Here is a 13,057-nt window from a genome sequence, read left to right as displayed (position 1 = left end):
CAGTCATGCAAGTGTCCTGCGCGGTGTCCACAGCGGCGGCGGGGTCCCGCCGCGGATCTCCACGAGCATGTCGCGGAGGTGCAGCATGATGTGGTCGGTGATCTCGTTGAGCGTCTGGGCGCTCGGCTGCGCGTCGTCCCAGGCAGACAGGTCGATCGGCGCCCCCGCCACGACGGTCACGTCGGCGCGCGGCAGCAGCCGCAGCTTGCTGGTGCGGGGGTCGTACATTCGCTCCGGGCCCCACATCACGATCGGGATCATGGGCGCGCGGGTGTCCAGCCACAGGCGGGCGGCGCCGGTCTTGCCCCGCATCGGCCACAGATCGGGCTCGCGGGTGGTGGTGCCCTCGGGGTAGATGACCAGGGCCTCGCCGTCGTGCACCCCTGCCCGGGCAGCTTCCAGGGCCTTCACCGCGTCGGTGGTGCCCCGGCGCACCGGGATCTGGTGGTTGGCCCGCAGCAGGTAGCCGAGCACCGGCACGCTGAACAGGCTCGACTTGGCCAGGAACGACGGCCAGCGGCCGGCGTCGTAGATGTAGTGCGCGACGGTGAGCGGGTCGGCGTGCGAGATGTGGTTGACCACGATGATCACCCCACCCTCTGCCGGGATGTGCTCCATGCCCGACCATGTGCGCCGGGTCAGCAGCTGCATCGTGGGCTTCACGGTCGCGACAGCGAAACGCCGCCAAAAGCCGAGCCTCCGGCGCCCCATCTCACCCTCCCCTCATGGTTCTGCTGCGAATCATGCCACTGCCGGGCGTCGTGGCGGCGTGTCAGGATGGGTCATGCTCAGCACGTGGGTGGCCACCTGGACGGCGGTCGTGCCGGTCAAGCCGCTCGGTGCGGCGAAGACGCGGCTGCGCGGGGCCGTGCCGGACGCCACCCATCCCGGGCTGGTGCTGGCCATGGCCCGGGACACGGTCGCGGCGGTGCTCGCCTGCCCGGCCGTCGGCCGGGTCGTCGTCGTCTGCGACGACCCGCTGGTGCGGGCCGGCCTGGCCGCCGCCGGCGCCACCTGCCTGCCCGACACCCCGGCCGCCGGCCTGAACGCGGCGCTGATCTTCGGCGCCCTGGCCGCCGGCGGCGCGCCGGTGGTCGCGCTCACCGCCGACCTGCCCGCGATGCGCCCCGCCGACCTGGCGGTCGTGCTGGCCGCGGCGGCCGGCACCGGCCGCCGCGCGTTCGTGCCGGACCTGGAGGGCAGCGGCACCGTGCTGCTGGCCGCGCCCGCCGGGGTGCCGCTCGACCCGCAGTTCGGGCCGGGATCCGCGGCGGCGCACCTGCGCTCCGGCGCGGTCCGCCTCGACGGCGACTGGCCGAGCCTGCGCCGCGACGTGGACACCGCCGCCGACCTCGACGCCGCCGCCGACCTGGGCCTCGGCACGCACACCGGCGAGATTCTGTGCACCCGGGCGTAACACAACCGCCATGGCGGCGCCGTCCCGCGAAACGCGCGCGGACATCGACACGCGGTAGCGTGGACTGATGCAAGGGACCGTGGCGACGTTCGACGAGGACACCCGCACCGGCACGGTGCTGCTGGACGACGGCACCGAGCTGCACTTCCCGGCCGCCGCCTTCGACGCGTCGGGGCTGCGGCACCTGCGCCTGGGCCAGCGGATCCGCCTCGATCACGACGCGGCAGGGGACGTCGTGAAGGTCACACTGCCGACCTTGCCGTAGCCGCTGAGCCGCAGGAAGTTCATGTTCAGACCCGCACAAACGGGCCATGATGATCCGGTGGACGAAACGCCTACCGGTCGCAGCCGCCCTCGTAACGCCGCACAACGCCCCGACCCGCAGAGCACGCCTCCCAAGGCGGCCCCGCGCAAGGCGGCACCGCGACGGGCGGCTCCGGCAACCGGCAAGACGCCACGTGTCAGGCGGGCAACGAAGGCCGCGGCACCTGCAACCGGTGAAGACGCCCCACAGGCGCCCGAGGAGGTCACCATGAGCGACACGGTGGCGGAGCAGACCCCGGTGGTACCCGCCCAGAAGTCCGCCGTAGCGCCGTCGCAGGAGCACGACGCGCTGGTCGTACCGACTGAGAAGCCACTGCCCGAGGACCGGTATCTCAACCGGGAGCTGTCCTGGCTCGACTTCAACGCGCGGGTCCTGACGCTGGCCGAGGACCCCGCGACGCCGCTGCTGGAGCGGGCGAAGTTCCTCGCCATCTTCGCCAGCAACCTCGACGAGTTCTACATGGTCCGGGTCGCGGGCCTGAAGCGGCGGCTGCAGACCGGCATCCCGGTGCGCCGCCCCGGGTTCCTGGCGCCGACGGAGCAGCTGGAGCAGATCGCGGAGCGCACGACCGCGCTGGTCGCCCGCCAGTCGAGGGTGTTCGCCGAGGAGATCGCCCCGGCGATGGCCGAGGAGCACATCCACATCGTGCGGTGGAGCGAGCTCGACCCGGCCGAGCGGGAGCGGATGCGCACCTCGTTCCGGGAGCAGATCTTCCCGGTGCTGACGCCCCTCGCCGTCGACCCGGCGCACCCGTTCCCCTACATCTCCGGCCTGTCGCTCAACCTGGCGGTCGTGGTCCGCGAGCGCGACGGCGGCCAGGAGCTGTTCGCCCGGATCAAGGTGCCCAACAACGTGCCGCGCTTCTACGCGCTGGACCGCATCACCCGCGACGGCGTGCGCACCGTGCGGTTCCTGCCGGTGGAGGAGCTGATCGCGGCGCACCTCGGGCAGCTGTTCTCCGGGATGCAGGTGGTCGAACACCACCTGTTCCGGGTGACCCGCAACGCCGAGGTCGAGCTCGACGAGGACCGCGACGAGGACCTGCTGCAGGCCCTGGAGCGGGAGCTGGCCCGGCGCCGGTTCGGCCCGCCGGTGCGCCTGGAGGTCGCCGCGTCGATCTCCGACCACGTGCTGGAGCTGCTGGTCCGCGAGCTGGACATGGACTCCCACGACGTGCTGCGGGTGCCGGGGCTGCTGGACCTGACCGCGCTGTGGGAGATCTACAACGGCGTCGACCGGCCGGCCCTGAAGGACGCGCCGTTCGTGCCGGCGACCCACCCGCACTTCGCCGAGGGCGAGACCCCGCGCAGCGTGTTCGCCCGGCTGCGCGACCACGACATCCTGGTGCACCATCCGTACCACTCGTTCTCCACCAGCGTGCAGCGCTTCGTGGAGCAGGCCGCCGCCGACCCGAACGTGCTGGCGATCAAGCTCACGCTCTACCGGACCAGCGGCGACTCGCCGATCGTGGACGCCCTGGTCGACGCGGCCGAGGCGGGCAAGCAGGTGGTCGTGCTGGTGGAGGTGAAGGCGCGCTTCGACGAGAAGGCCAACATCGGCTGGGCCCGCACGCTGGAGCGGGCCGGCTGCCACGTCGTCTACGGCCTGGTCGGGCTCAAGACCCACACGAAGACCGCGCTGGTCGTGCGCCAGGAGGGCAACCACATCCGGCGGTACTGCCACGTCGGCACCGGCAACTACCACCCGAAGACCGCGCGGCTCTACGAGGACTACGGCCTGCTCACCGCGGACCCGGAGGTCGGCGCGGACCTCACCGACCTGTTCAACGTGCTCACCGGGTACAGCCGCCAGACGTCCTACCGGCGGCTGCTGGTCGCCCCGCACGGTGTCCGGCGCGGCATCATCGAGCGGGTCGACCGCGAGATCGCCCTCGGTGAGCAGGGCTTGATCCAGCTGAAGGTCAACTCGCTGGTCGACGAGGAGATCATCGACTCGCTCTACCGAGCCGGTCAGGCCGGGGTGAGCGTCGACCTGATCGTGCGCGGCATCTGCGCGCTGCGGCCCGGCGTGCCGGGCATGTCGGACAACATCCGGGTCCGGTCGGTGCTGGGACGGTTCCTGGAGCACTCGCGGGTGTTCCGGTTCGGCCGCGACGCCGGTGCCGAGTACTGGATCGGCTCCGCGGACCTCATGCACCGCAACCTCGACCGGCGGGTCGAGGCCCTGGTCAAGGTGACCGACCCGGCCGCGACCGGCGAGCTGGACCGGATGCTGAAGCTCATGATGAGCGACGAGACCGGCGCGTTCGAGCTGTCCGGCGACGGCACCTGGCACCGCCGGCACGGCAGGAACCCGCAGGAGGCGCTGCTGCGCCGGATCGTGGACCGGGCGGAGCCCACCACGTGAGACCGCCGGCCTGGTTCCCGGCCCAGTTCGTCGTCGGTGACGGTTTCACACTGCCCGACCTGGCCGGGCCGGGCGGCGCCGTCACCCTCGGCACCACCTGCTACGACACCCCGGACGCGGCGCTCGCGCACGCCGGGGTGTCGCTGCGTCTGGACCGTGCCGGCACCTGGTCGCTGCTGCTGCCGGGGCGCGAGCTGCGCCGCCCGGCCGCCGGCGCCGGGGTCGTCCCGCCGGACCTGCTCGACGTGCTGACCGCCCTGCACCGCGGGGCTGACCTCACCGCGGTGCGGACGGTCCGCTCGGCCGTCCACGTGCTGTCGGCGGCGGGTGGCGTACTGGCGGAGGTCCGCGTCCTGTCCGGGCGCGGCACGGGCCGGCGCCCCCGCGGCGTCGAGGTGGTGCTCATCGACGGCGGCACCGGGGACCTTGCCCGCATCGCGGCCGCGCTGACCGCCGCCGGCGCGGTCCCCGCACCGCCCGGCTCCGCCGACGGGCCCGACGGCTCCGCCGGCGACCTCGTGACCCGCGCCGTGGGGGCCGGCGTCGCGCGCATCCTGCGGCACGACGCCGTCGCCCGGGTGCGCGGGACCATGCCCGACGGCGACACCCCCGTGCACCAGATGCGGGTCGGCACCCGGCGGCTGCGCAGCGACCTGCAGACCTTCCAGCCGCTGCTCGACCCCGCCTGGAGCCGGTCGCTGCGGGCGGAGCTGAGCCGGCTGGCCGGCGCGCTCGGCGGCGCCAGGGACGTCGAGGTCCTGCGGGCGCGCCTGCGGGCCACCGCCGCGGCCGATCCCCTCGCCCCGCTGGACGCGGGCGCCGTGGAGCGCATTGACGCGGCGCTCGCCGGCCGGCAGGAGACGGCGCTGTCCGCGCTGGACGAGGCGCTGCGCTCGCCGCGGTACGTGCCGCTGCTCGACGCGCTCGTGCGGCCGCCCCGGCTCGCCGGCAGGCACGCGGCGCCGGCCGCCCGGGTCCTGCCGGGCCTGGTGCGCAAGCCGTGGCGCAGGCTGCACGCCGCGGCCGGCGCGCTGACCCCGGACCTGCCCGACGACGACTGGCACGAGGTGCGCAAGCTGGCCAAGCGGGCCCGGTACGCCGCCGACGCCGCTGCCCCGGTCGTCGGCGTGGAGGCGGCCGTGCTGGCCAAGCGGATCGCGAAGGCGCAGAAGATCCTCGGCGAGCACCAGGACGCCGCGACCGCCGCCGACACGTGGCTGTTCGTCGCGAGATTCCTCGACCGTGGCGACCATGATCTCGCCGTGACCGCGGGCAGACTGTTCGAGCGGGAGCGGGCAGCGGTCACCCGGGCGCGGGCCGCGTTCCCGGCGGTGTGGGCCGCGGTCTGCGAGGAGAACACCACAGCATGGCTGAGATGAACACGGTCGTCCGCTCGGCGGGCGGGGTGGTGTGGCGCCCGACGAGGAACGGCGTGGAGATCGTGCTGGTGCACCGTCCCCGTTACGACGACTGGTCCCTGCCCAAGGGCAAGATCGACCCCGGCGAGCACGAGCTGGCGGCGGCGGTGCGCGAGGTGCACGAGGAGACCCTGGTGCGGGGCGTGCCCCAGGCCAGGCTGCCCTCGATCCGGTACCTGACCGGCGAGCCGGGCGTGGAGAAGGTCGTCGACTTCTGGTCGATGCGGGCCCTGGTGTGGCAGGACCGGCCCGCCGACGACGAGATCGAGGAGGCGCGCTGGGTGCCGGCCGCGCAGGCACCGGCGCTGCTGAGCTACGCGCACGACCGGGGCGTGGTGAAGGCGTTCCTGGACCTGCCGCCGGTGACGTCGGTGGTGGCGCTGGTGCGCCACGCCCGGGCGGGCAAGCGCAAGGAGTGGAAGGGTCCGGACGCGAGCCGCCCGCTGGACGGCGCCGGCGCGCGCGACGCGGAGGCGCTCAGCGGCCTGCTGCGGCTGCTGCGGCCGGAGTGGGTGGTGTCGGCCACCCCCCTGCGGTGCCGGCAGACGGTGGAACCGCTGGGGCTGCCGTACGGCCTGGACCCCGCCTTCGACGAGGGGCAGTCGCCGACCGCCGCGGCGAACGCGCTGCGGGCCGTCGCGGCCCGCGGCGGCACGAGCGTCGTGTGCAGCCAGGGCAAGCTGATGCCGCCGCTGCTGGTCGCCTTGTCCGGCCGCACCAATGTGGACTTCCACACCCGCAAGGGCAGCGGGTGGCTCCTCACCTTCAGCGGTGACCGGCTCCTCGGCTGGGATCCGCTGCGACCCCTGACGGTCTGAGCACAGCGAAAGGGGGCGGGCGCCGGTATGGCGCCCGCCCCCTTTTCCGTTGTTCTACCGGTGCCGCCGCCGGGTCACTTGGCGGTGGCGGCCTTCTTGGCGGGCGCCTTCTTGGCGGCCGTCGTGGTGGAGGCCGTGGTGGTCTTGCGCGCGGTCGTCGAGGCGGCGGCGCGCGTGGTCTTCGTGGCGGCCTTCTTGGCGGGAGCGGCCTTGGTCGCGGCGGCCTTGGCCGGAGCGGCCTTCGCCGTCGCCTTGGTGGCGGTCGCCTTCGCGGCGGTCGCCTTGGTGGCGGCCTTGGCCGGAGCGGCCTTCGCCGTCGTGGCCTTGGCGGACGCCTTGGCCGGCGCGGCCTTGGCCGTGGTCGCCTTGGCCGTCGTGGCCTTGGCGGCGGTCGCCTTGGCCGTGGTCGCCTTCGCGGCGGTGGTCTTGGTGGCGGCGGCCTTCTTGGCCGGCGCGGCCTTCGGCACCTTGCCGGCGGCGACCATCTCGCGGAAGCTGGCGCCGGCCCGGAACGCGGGCACCGACGTCTTCTTCACCTTGACGGCCTCACCGGTGCGCGGGTTGCGCGCGGTTCTCGCACCACGGACGCGCTTCTCGAAGACACCGAAACCGGTGATGGCGACCTTGTCGCCCTTGGTCACGGCAGCCTGGATCTCGGCCAGCACCGCGTCCAGCGCCGCGTTTGCCGACTTCTTGTCGCCCAGGCGAGCGCTGAGCGCCTCGATGAGCTCGGCCTTGTTCACGTTGTTTCCTCCCGTACCAGAAATAAGTCCCTGTGGGCAAGGTATCCCAACGAACACAGGATACAAACATATGACGGAAAAGAAATCGTTGTGGAGCAACGGATTCGGCCGGCGGCTCATCGAGACGCCCTGCTGGTGCCTAGTGAACGACGGGTGTCCACTCCGGACGGCGTTGTTCGAAGGCGGTGATGGCGTCCTCGTGGCGCAGCGTCAGACCGATGTCGTCAAGGCCTTCCAGCAGGCGCCAACGGCTGAAGTCGTCCAGCGGGAAGGCCCATTCGCGGCCCGCCGCACGCAACTGGCGCTCCTGCAGATCGACCGTTACCGGCGCCGCCGGATCCGCTTCGATCCCGGCCCACAGTTCCTCGACCGCTTTCACGTCCAGCTCGACGGGCAGGAGCCCGGCCTTGAGCGCGTTTCCCCGGAAGATGTCACCGAAACGCGGTGCCACGACAACCTTGAAACCGTAGTCCTGCAACGCCCAGACCGCGTGCTCGCGCGACGACCCGGTGCCGAAGTCGGGCCCGGCGACGAGGATCGAGGCGCCCGCGTACACGGGATTGTTGAGCACGAATTCGGGATCCGAGCGCCAGGCGTTGAACAACCCGTCCTCGAACCCGGTGCGGGTGACGCGCTTGAGGTAGACGGCGGGGATGATCTGGTCGGTGTCCACGTTGGAACGGCGCAGCGGCACGGCGGTGCCGGTGTGGACGGTGAACTTCTCCATGTCAGATTCTGCCTGTCTTCTCGGCTAGTTCAGGTCCGCGGGGGCCGCGAGGCGGCCGACGACGGCGGTTGCGGCGGCGACCTGCGGCGACACCAGGTGGGTGCGGCCGCCGCGGCCCTGCCGGCCCTCGAAGTTCCGGTTGGACGTCGAGGCCGAACGCTCGCCCGGCTTCAGCGTGTCCGGGTTCATGCCCAGGCACATGGAGCAGCCCGCGAAGCGCCACTCGGCGCCGGCGGCGGTGAAGACCTCGTGCAGCCCTTCCTCCTCGGCCGCGGCGCGCACCGACGCGGACCCGGGCACGACGAGCATCCGTACGCTGTCGGCGACCTTGCGCCCGCGCAGCACGTCGGCGGCGGCCCGCAGGTCCTCCAGCCGGCCGTTGGTGCACGAACCGAGGAACACCACGTCCACCGCGACGTCGCGCAGCGGCGTGCCCGGCGTCAGTGCCATGTACTCCAGGGCCTTCTGCGCCGCGACGCGGTCGGCGTCCTCGGTGAAGTCGGCCGGGTCCGGCACGCTCGCGCCCAGCGGCGCGCCCTGGCCCGGGTTGGTGCCCCAGGTGACGAACGGCGTCAGGTGGGTGATGTCGAGGGTGATCTCGCGGTCGAACTTCGCGCCCTCGTCGGTGCGCAGCGAGGCCCAGTACGCCTTCGCGCGCTCCCACTCCTCACCCTTCGGGGCGTACTCGCGGCCCTCGACGTAGGCGAACGTGGTCTCGTCCGGCGCGATCATGCCGGCCTTGGCGCCCCACTCGATCGACATGTTGGAGACCGTCATCCGGCCCTCCATCGACATCTTCTCGATGGCCGGTCCGCGGTACTCCACGACGTGGCCGCGGCCGCCGCCGGTGCCGACCTGGGTGATGAGCGCCAGCACCAGGTCCTTGGCCGTGACGCCCGGGGCGAGCTCGCCCACGACGTTGACCGCCATTGTCTTGAGGTGCGGCTGCGGCAGCGTCTGGGTCGCCAGGACGTGCTCGACCTCGCTGGTGCCGATGCCGAACGCCAGCGCGCCGAACGCGCCGTGCGTCGAGGTGTGCGAGTCGCCGCACACGATGGTCATGCCCGGCTGGGTCAGCCCCAGCTGCGGGCCCATGACGTGCACCACACCCTGCTGGGCGTCGCCCAGCGAGTGGATCCGGACCTTGAACTCCTCGCAGTTGCGGCGCAACGTCTCGATCTGCAGGCGGGACACCGGGTCGCTGATCGTCAACAGGTTGTCGGTCGGCGTGTTGTGGTCCTCGGTCGCGATCGTGAGATCGGTGCGGCGCACGGCGCGCCCGCTCAGGCGCAGTCCGTCGAACGCCTGCGGGCTCGTGACCTCGTGCAGCAGGTGCAGGTCGATGTACAGCAGATCCGGCTCGCCGTCAGCGGCACGGACGACGTGCGCGTCCCACACCTTCTCTGCGAGCGTCCGCGGTCGTGCTTCTCCCACCATCTGGACATCCTAAAGTTTGGGAGGTATGTTTCGGTCTGTGGGACACAGTATGAGCGGTGTTGGCGTGCTCGACAAGGCGGTGGTCATCCTGGCCGCTTGTGTCGACGGCGCCAGCCTGGCCGAACTGGTGGACCGGACCAAGCTTCCCCGGGCAACGGCGCACCGGCTCGCACAGGCCCTGGAAATCCACCGATTGCTCGTTCGGGACGCGCAAGGACGCTGGCGGCCGGGCCCGCGCCTGGGCGAGCTCGCCAACGCGGCACCCGACGTTCTCCTGACCGCGGCCGAGCCGATGCTCACCGCACTGCGCGACGCGACCGGCGAGAGCGCGCAGCTCTACCTCCGCCGCGCCGACGAGCGGCTCTGCGTGGCCGCCGCCGAGCGCGCCAGCGGCCTGCGCGACACGGTGCCGATCGGCTCGGTGCTGCCGATGACCGCCGGCTCCGCCGCCCAGGTGCTCCTGGCGTGGGAGCCGCCGGAGGCCGTCATGCCGCTGCTGCCCCGGTGCAAGTTCACCGGCCGCACCCTCGCCGAGGTCCGCCGCCGCGGCTGGGCGCAGAGCGTCGCCGAGCGCGAGGCCGGCGTCGCCAGCGTCTCGGCCCCGATCCGCGACCGCACCGGCCGGGTCATCGCCGCCATCAGCGTCTCAGGCCCGATCGAGCGCCTGGGCCGCCGCCCCGGCGACCGCCACGCCATGGCCGTGGTCCGGGCTGGACAACGCCTCTCCGGCCTGTAGCGTGCCGCACATCGAGCACGCTTGACTGGAGGAGCCAGTGCCTGAATCCACCCCAGCCGCCCCCGAACCGATCGACGACGGCATCTCCGAGGCACCCGAAGCCCCCGAGGGCGAGGCCTCAGGCGTCGGCCAGGCCCCTTCCGGCGCCCCGGAGAAGCCGTCGACCGGCCCCGGCTCGCCCAGCCCCGACGGCCCGCAGCGCCCCACCACCCCGCCCACCGTGCCGGCACCCCCGACCCCGGCCCCAGCAGGCGGCCGCGGCGGCTGCATGACCATGGTGCTGAGCCTGATCGTGCTGACCGCCGCTTTCCTCGGCATCGCGTCCCAGCTGTAGTCCGCTTCCCGGCTGCTCTCCGGTCCTTCCCAGACCGGAGAGCACCCACCCCCGACGATTCCCAGCCGGCAGGCAACCACCTCAGCCCAAGGGCCGGGCTGACAAGGACCCAGACCTTCCGGAGCCGACCGGCCTCGACGTGCCGTTCGACGACCGAACCGGCTGCGGCGTGATCCTCGAACGCCTGCTGCGCGGCGAGCGCTCCCTGATCGGCATCACGTTCGTGACCCGAGCCCGCACAGAACCAGCCCACGACCTCACCCTGGAGCAAGCCACGCTCCTGGCGACCCAGATCACCGACGCCATCCAAGAAGCCCGCCAGCCCGCCCACGGCTAGGGTCCCGTCTGCCAGGCTCCCCCACGAAGCGAAGCGAGCCCCCGGGGCTCGCGCAGCGCCGTAGCGCGAGCGAAGCGAGCGTGCAAAGCGAAGCGAGCATGGGGGGTGCGGGGTGGGACCCCCCGCTGGGGAGCGCGGCGAAGCCGTGCGCGGGGAACGCGGAAGTCCACCAACGGGAACAGGTCCACCCTGTGAACAGGGTGGACCCATTGGACTGTAGCCCCGACCGGATTCGAACCGGCGCTACCGCCTTGAGAGCGCGGTGCCACGGACCGCTGCACCGCTGTGCCATGCCTTGGCCGCCGCCACCACGTGGCAACTTGTGACGTCAGTTGCGATCCGGTGGCGAGCAGTGGCAGCGGTTCTGCTGACTGTCCTGCCTCCATTTTTCGCACGCTGGCAACCGCTGCGGTTGGTCAGCGCCGTAACAGACACTGACCGCCCACCCTCACGCCGCAGACTAGGATATTCCATTTAGACGAGCGAGCCGTTAGTCAACCAGGAAGCCTTCCGTCCGGCAGCAATCCATAATCATTTCTAGCGACGCATGTCTAACGGCGTTGGGGTTGATCGATGGTTACGTCGAACTCGCTCGGATGGTGGTCAGAATTTCCGCACGCATACACGATTTTCGCTTTTAGAGTGCTGGTATCGTGCGCGGATTTCGGTGGCTGCCAAGCTAGCGCATAGCTTCCAGTCGCCACGGTTACCAATGTCAAGGTATCGCGATATTCGCGCAGATATGAACGCTCCTTTTGAATTGTTCCCCAGCTGTTGATCGTTCCGTTCACGAGCTTTTGATCGCTCGTCCAGTCGACTAAATGCCAGCCGTTCGGGGAGTTTACGGCCAGTTGCGTCTGGCACTCTGGATCGATCCTTCCTTCGATCTTCCATGACCCAAACATGAATACGGTGAATCCATCGCGAACGCTAAAAGGAATTCCGCGCAGGCTTTCAAACCTCTTCACGAGGTCATGTCCAGGGTTTGTTTCGATGCTGTCAGCCGCAAGAATTGCGGACGCTTTGACGGATATATCATGGGATTGTGTGCGCCGAACAGCGACAAATAGGCTGATTAGCGCAAGGGCGGCTAGATCCACAATGATGGTTGTTGCCACGACGCGCCGTCGTGGCAACAACCACCATTTGGCCTGAGTTGACCAGGTAGACACCATCACCTCAAATTACTAGCAGGGCGTTACTGCTTCCCCGCCGTTGCCTGGAGATGATTCCCAGTGATCGGAAGTAGTCGACCACGAGAAGCTTAGACCGTTACTGTAGACGCCGATCCCATTCACGGATGTGCTCGACCAGGTGTGCGAGTATTGCGCGTAGGCCTGAAGCGTTCCGCAGCCCGGGTTGCTGATGTAGTAAATGATAGACCCATATTTGAAATTGTAGTCCTGGCCCCCTGGCTCGCCCCCGCAGTTGCTACCCTGGTTGCTCATGCAGAATTTGTCTTGCCCAATAAAGCTAACACCGGTGTTATTCAAGGTACTTGGGGTGGTCGTGTTCAGCATGGGAAAGTAGTCCGTTTCACCCCATGCGCGCATAGTTGCTTGATAACTACTGGAGATCGAGTTGACCGGCCTGTTGAGGCTTAGTCCGATGCCCTCGTTGCCCCCAATATTGCATGGCAATGAACAGAACAATGGCACCTCAGAAGCGATAGGTGAAATCGTGTTCCATTGCCAGAAGGTGTAAGCAATCCAAGTGTTATGGGAGGGGTCATCAAAGATCGTGGCGCCTCAACATTGATATCCGAGTTCTGGCTATCCAGGGCGCCCACCTGCCGGATTGGCTTACTCCTACGGTGAATGTTGCATTTTTCCGACAGGACTGCCGAAATTTGGTCAATTGTATAACCTTGCTTGCGTAGTCTGTAGAGCACGTCCTCGATGTTCGCCTTACGCTCAGCCAGGTTTTTCGTAGCGGTGCCTAGGCATTCCGAGGTGCGAGGTCCAGCGAATGCTGGGATTTGATCCCCACCAAAAGTAGAGCAACTACCGACAGTGCGATAGTAAGCCGTCTCGTCCATAGCTTGGTGCGACCAGGCTTGGCGAGTGAATAACGCGTCGTTCCTTGCATGCGACCTCCCCGATGTATGCGACGAAGGTTGCACTGAACGGGCACTGGACCCCGTGCAATGCGAACTCGATGTGACGATTCAATCGTAAACCGTCGATGCAATTTGCCATGCCGGGTAGGCCGCTTCTCCCCCTGCTCGGAATGTGAGTAGCCCTTTTGGGTGATCCCAGTAAGCGATCTGGGCTAAGTTAGCAGGAAATCATGCATCGATGTCAGTTGCAATGTGACGTAACATCGGGTATGTAAATCCCCATCTGGCGGGCTGGACCACTCCTGAAACCGCTCTGGTGCAACGCCACCCCCGACGGCC

General features: G+C 69.7%; 13 protein-coding genes. 8 read left to right on the top strand and 5 right to left on the bottom strand.

Annotated features, from left to right (window positions below):
* Positions 1 to 3 precede the first annotated feature (3 nt).
* Positions 4 to 711, bottom strand: a complete 708-nt coding sequence (locus AB0H83_RS00380; protein ID WP_360084421.1) for a lysophospholipid acyltransferase family protein — start codon at positions 709 to 711, stop codon at positions 4 to 6.
* Positions 712 to 784: 73 nt separating this feature from the next.
* Between AB0H83_RS00380 and cofC the strand changes: the two genes are divergently transcribed.
* From cofC to AB0H83_RS00355, 5 genes are all read left to right on the top strand, one after another.
* A complete protein-coding gene (gene cofC / locus AB0H83_RS00375) occupies positions 785 to 1,417 on the top strand; it encodes a 2-phospho-L-lactate guanylyltransferase (protein ID WP_360084418.1) in 633 nt (210 codons plus the stop codon).
* A gap of 67 nt (positions 1,418 to 1,484) precedes the next feature.
* A complete protein-coding gene (locus tag AB0H83_RS00370; protein WP_360084415.1) occupies positions 1,485 to 1,682 on the top strand; it encodes a cold-shock protein in 198 nt (65 codons plus the stop codon).
* Between the two features lie 267 nt (positions 1,683 to 1,949).
* Positions 1,950 to 4,109, top strand: coding sequence for an RNA degradosome polyphosphate kinase (locus AB0H83_RS00365; protein WP_360084412.1), 2,160 nt, complete (start codon positions 1,950 to 1,952; stop codon positions 4,107 to 4,109).
* A complete protein-coding gene (locus tag AB0H83_RS00360) occupies positions 4,106 to 5,488 on the top strand; it encodes a CHAD domain-containing protein (RefSeq protein WP_360084409.1) in 1,383 nt (460 codons plus the stop codon). The genes AB0H83_RS00365 and AB0H83_RS00360 overlap by 4 nt, the downstream gene beginning before the upstream one ends.
* Positions 5,485 to 6,345 carry an NUDIX domain-containing protein gene (locus AB0H83_RS00355; RefSeq protein WP_360084406.1) on the top strand — a complete coding sequence of 287 codons (861 nt, stop codon included), beginning with the start codon at positions 5,485 to 5,487 and terminating at the stop codon, positions 6,343 to 6,345. The genes AB0H83_RS00360 and AB0H83_RS00355 overlap by 4 nt, the downstream gene beginning before the upstream one ends.
* Before the next feature lie 74 nt (positions 6,346 to 6,419).
* On the opposite strand, the gene AB0H83_RS00350 is transcribed toward AB0H83_RS00355, so the two are convergent.
* The 3 genes from AB0H83_RS00350 to leuC all read right to left on the bottom strand — a co-directional run bounded on the left by AB0H83_RS00350 (position 6,420) and on the right by leuC (position 9,252).
* Positions 6,420 to 7,088 (bottom strand): HU family DNA-binding protein, encoded by a 669-nt coding sequence (locus AB0H83_RS00350; protein WP_360084403.1) that lies wholly within the window; start codon positions 7,086 to 7,088, stop codon positions 6,420 to 6,422.
* Between the two features lie 139 nt (positions 7,089 to 7,227).
* A complete protein-coding gene (leuD, locus tag AB0H83_RS00345) occupies positions 7,228 to 7,815 on the bottom strand; it encodes a 3-isopropylmalate dehydratase small subunit (RefSeq protein ID WP_360084400.1) in 588 nt (195 codons plus the stop codon).
* Between the two features lie 24 nt (positions 7,816 to 7,839).
* Positions 7,840 to 9,252 (bottom strand): 3-isopropylmalate dehydratase large subunit, encoded by a 1,413-nt coding sequence (gene leuC, locus AB0H83_RS00340; RefSeq protein ID WP_360084397.1) that lies wholly within the window; start codon positions 9,250 to 9,252, stop codon positions 7,840 to 7,842.
* A gap of 49 nt (positions 9,253 to 9,301) precedes the next feature.
* Between leuC and AB0H83_RS00335 the strand changes: the two genes are divergently transcribed.
* The 3 genes from AB0H83_RS00335 (at position 9,302) to AB0H83_RS00325 (ending at position 10,659) form a co-directional block, all read left to right on the top strand.
* Complete coding sequence (locus AB0H83_RS00335; protein ID WP_033357786.1) at positions 9,302 to 9,988, top strand: IclR family transcriptional regulator; 687 nt, start codon at positions 9,302 to 9,304, stop codon at positions 9,986 to 9,988.
* Between the two features lie 37 nt (positions 9,989 to 10,025).
* On the top strand, positions 10,026 to 10,322 hold the full coding sequence (locus AB0H83_RS00330; protein ID WP_360084392.1) for a hypothetical protein: 297 nt from the start codon (positions 10,026 to 10,028) through the stop codon (positions 10,320 to 10,322).
* 139 nt (positions 10,323 to 10,461) lie between these two features.
* Positions 10,462 to 10,659, top strand: coding sequence for a hypothetical protein (locus AB0H83_RS00325; RefSeq protein WP_360084389.1), 198 nt, complete (start codon positions 10,462 to 10,464; stop codon positions 10,657 to 10,659).
* 551 nt (positions 10,660 to 11,210) lie between these two features.
* Here the strand turns inward: AB0H83_RS00325 and AB0H83_RS00320 are convergent.
* A complete protein-coding gene (locus tag AB0H83_RS00320; RefSeq protein WP_360084386.1) occupies positions 11,211 to 11,777 on the bottom strand; it encodes a hypothetical protein in 567 nt (188 codons plus the stop codon).
* Positions 11,778 to 13,057 lie beyond the last annotated feature (1,280 nt).

It is taken from the genome of Dactylosporangium sp. NPDC050688 (assembly GCF_040654515.1).
GTDB lineage: Bacteria > Actinomycetota > Actinomycetes > Mycobacteriales > Micromonosporaceae > Dactylosporangium.
Note: the sequence above shows the minus strand (reverse complement) of the source record. Positions and strands in the feature narration are given on the sequence as shown.

Coding starts and splice junctions, on each gene's coding strand:
- AB0H83_RS00380 (WP_360084421.1), bottom strand. CDS start 711: ATGGGGCGCCGGAGGCTCGGCTTTTGGCGGCGTTTCGCTGTCGCGACC.
- cofC (WP_360084418.1), top strand. CDS start 785: ATGCTCAGCACGTGGGTGGCCACCTGGACGGCGGTCGTGCCGGTCAAG.
- AB0H83_RS00370 (WP_360084415.1), top strand. CDS start 1,485: ATGCAAGGGACCGTGGCGACGTTCGACGAGGACACCCGCACCGGCACG.
- AB0H83_RS00365 (WP_360084412.1), top strand. CDS start 1,950: ATGAGCGACACGGTGGCGGAGCAGACCCCGGTGGTACCCGCCCAGAAG.
- AB0H83_RS00355 (WP_360084406.1), top strand. CDS start 5,485: ATGAACACGGTCGTCCGCTCGGCGGGCGGGGTGGTGTGGCGCCCGACG.
- leuD (WP_360084400.1), bottom strand. CDS start 7,815: ATGGAGAAGTTCACCGTCCACACCGGCACCGCCGTGCCGCTGCGCCGT.
- leuC (WP_360084397.1), bottom strand. CDS start 9,252: ATGGTGGGAGAAGCACGACCGCGGACGCTCGCAGAGAAGGTGTGGGAC.
- AB0H83_RS00335 (WP_033357786.1), top strand. CDS start 9,302: ATGAGCGGTGTTGGCGTGCTCGACAAGGCGGTGGTCATCCTGGCCGCT.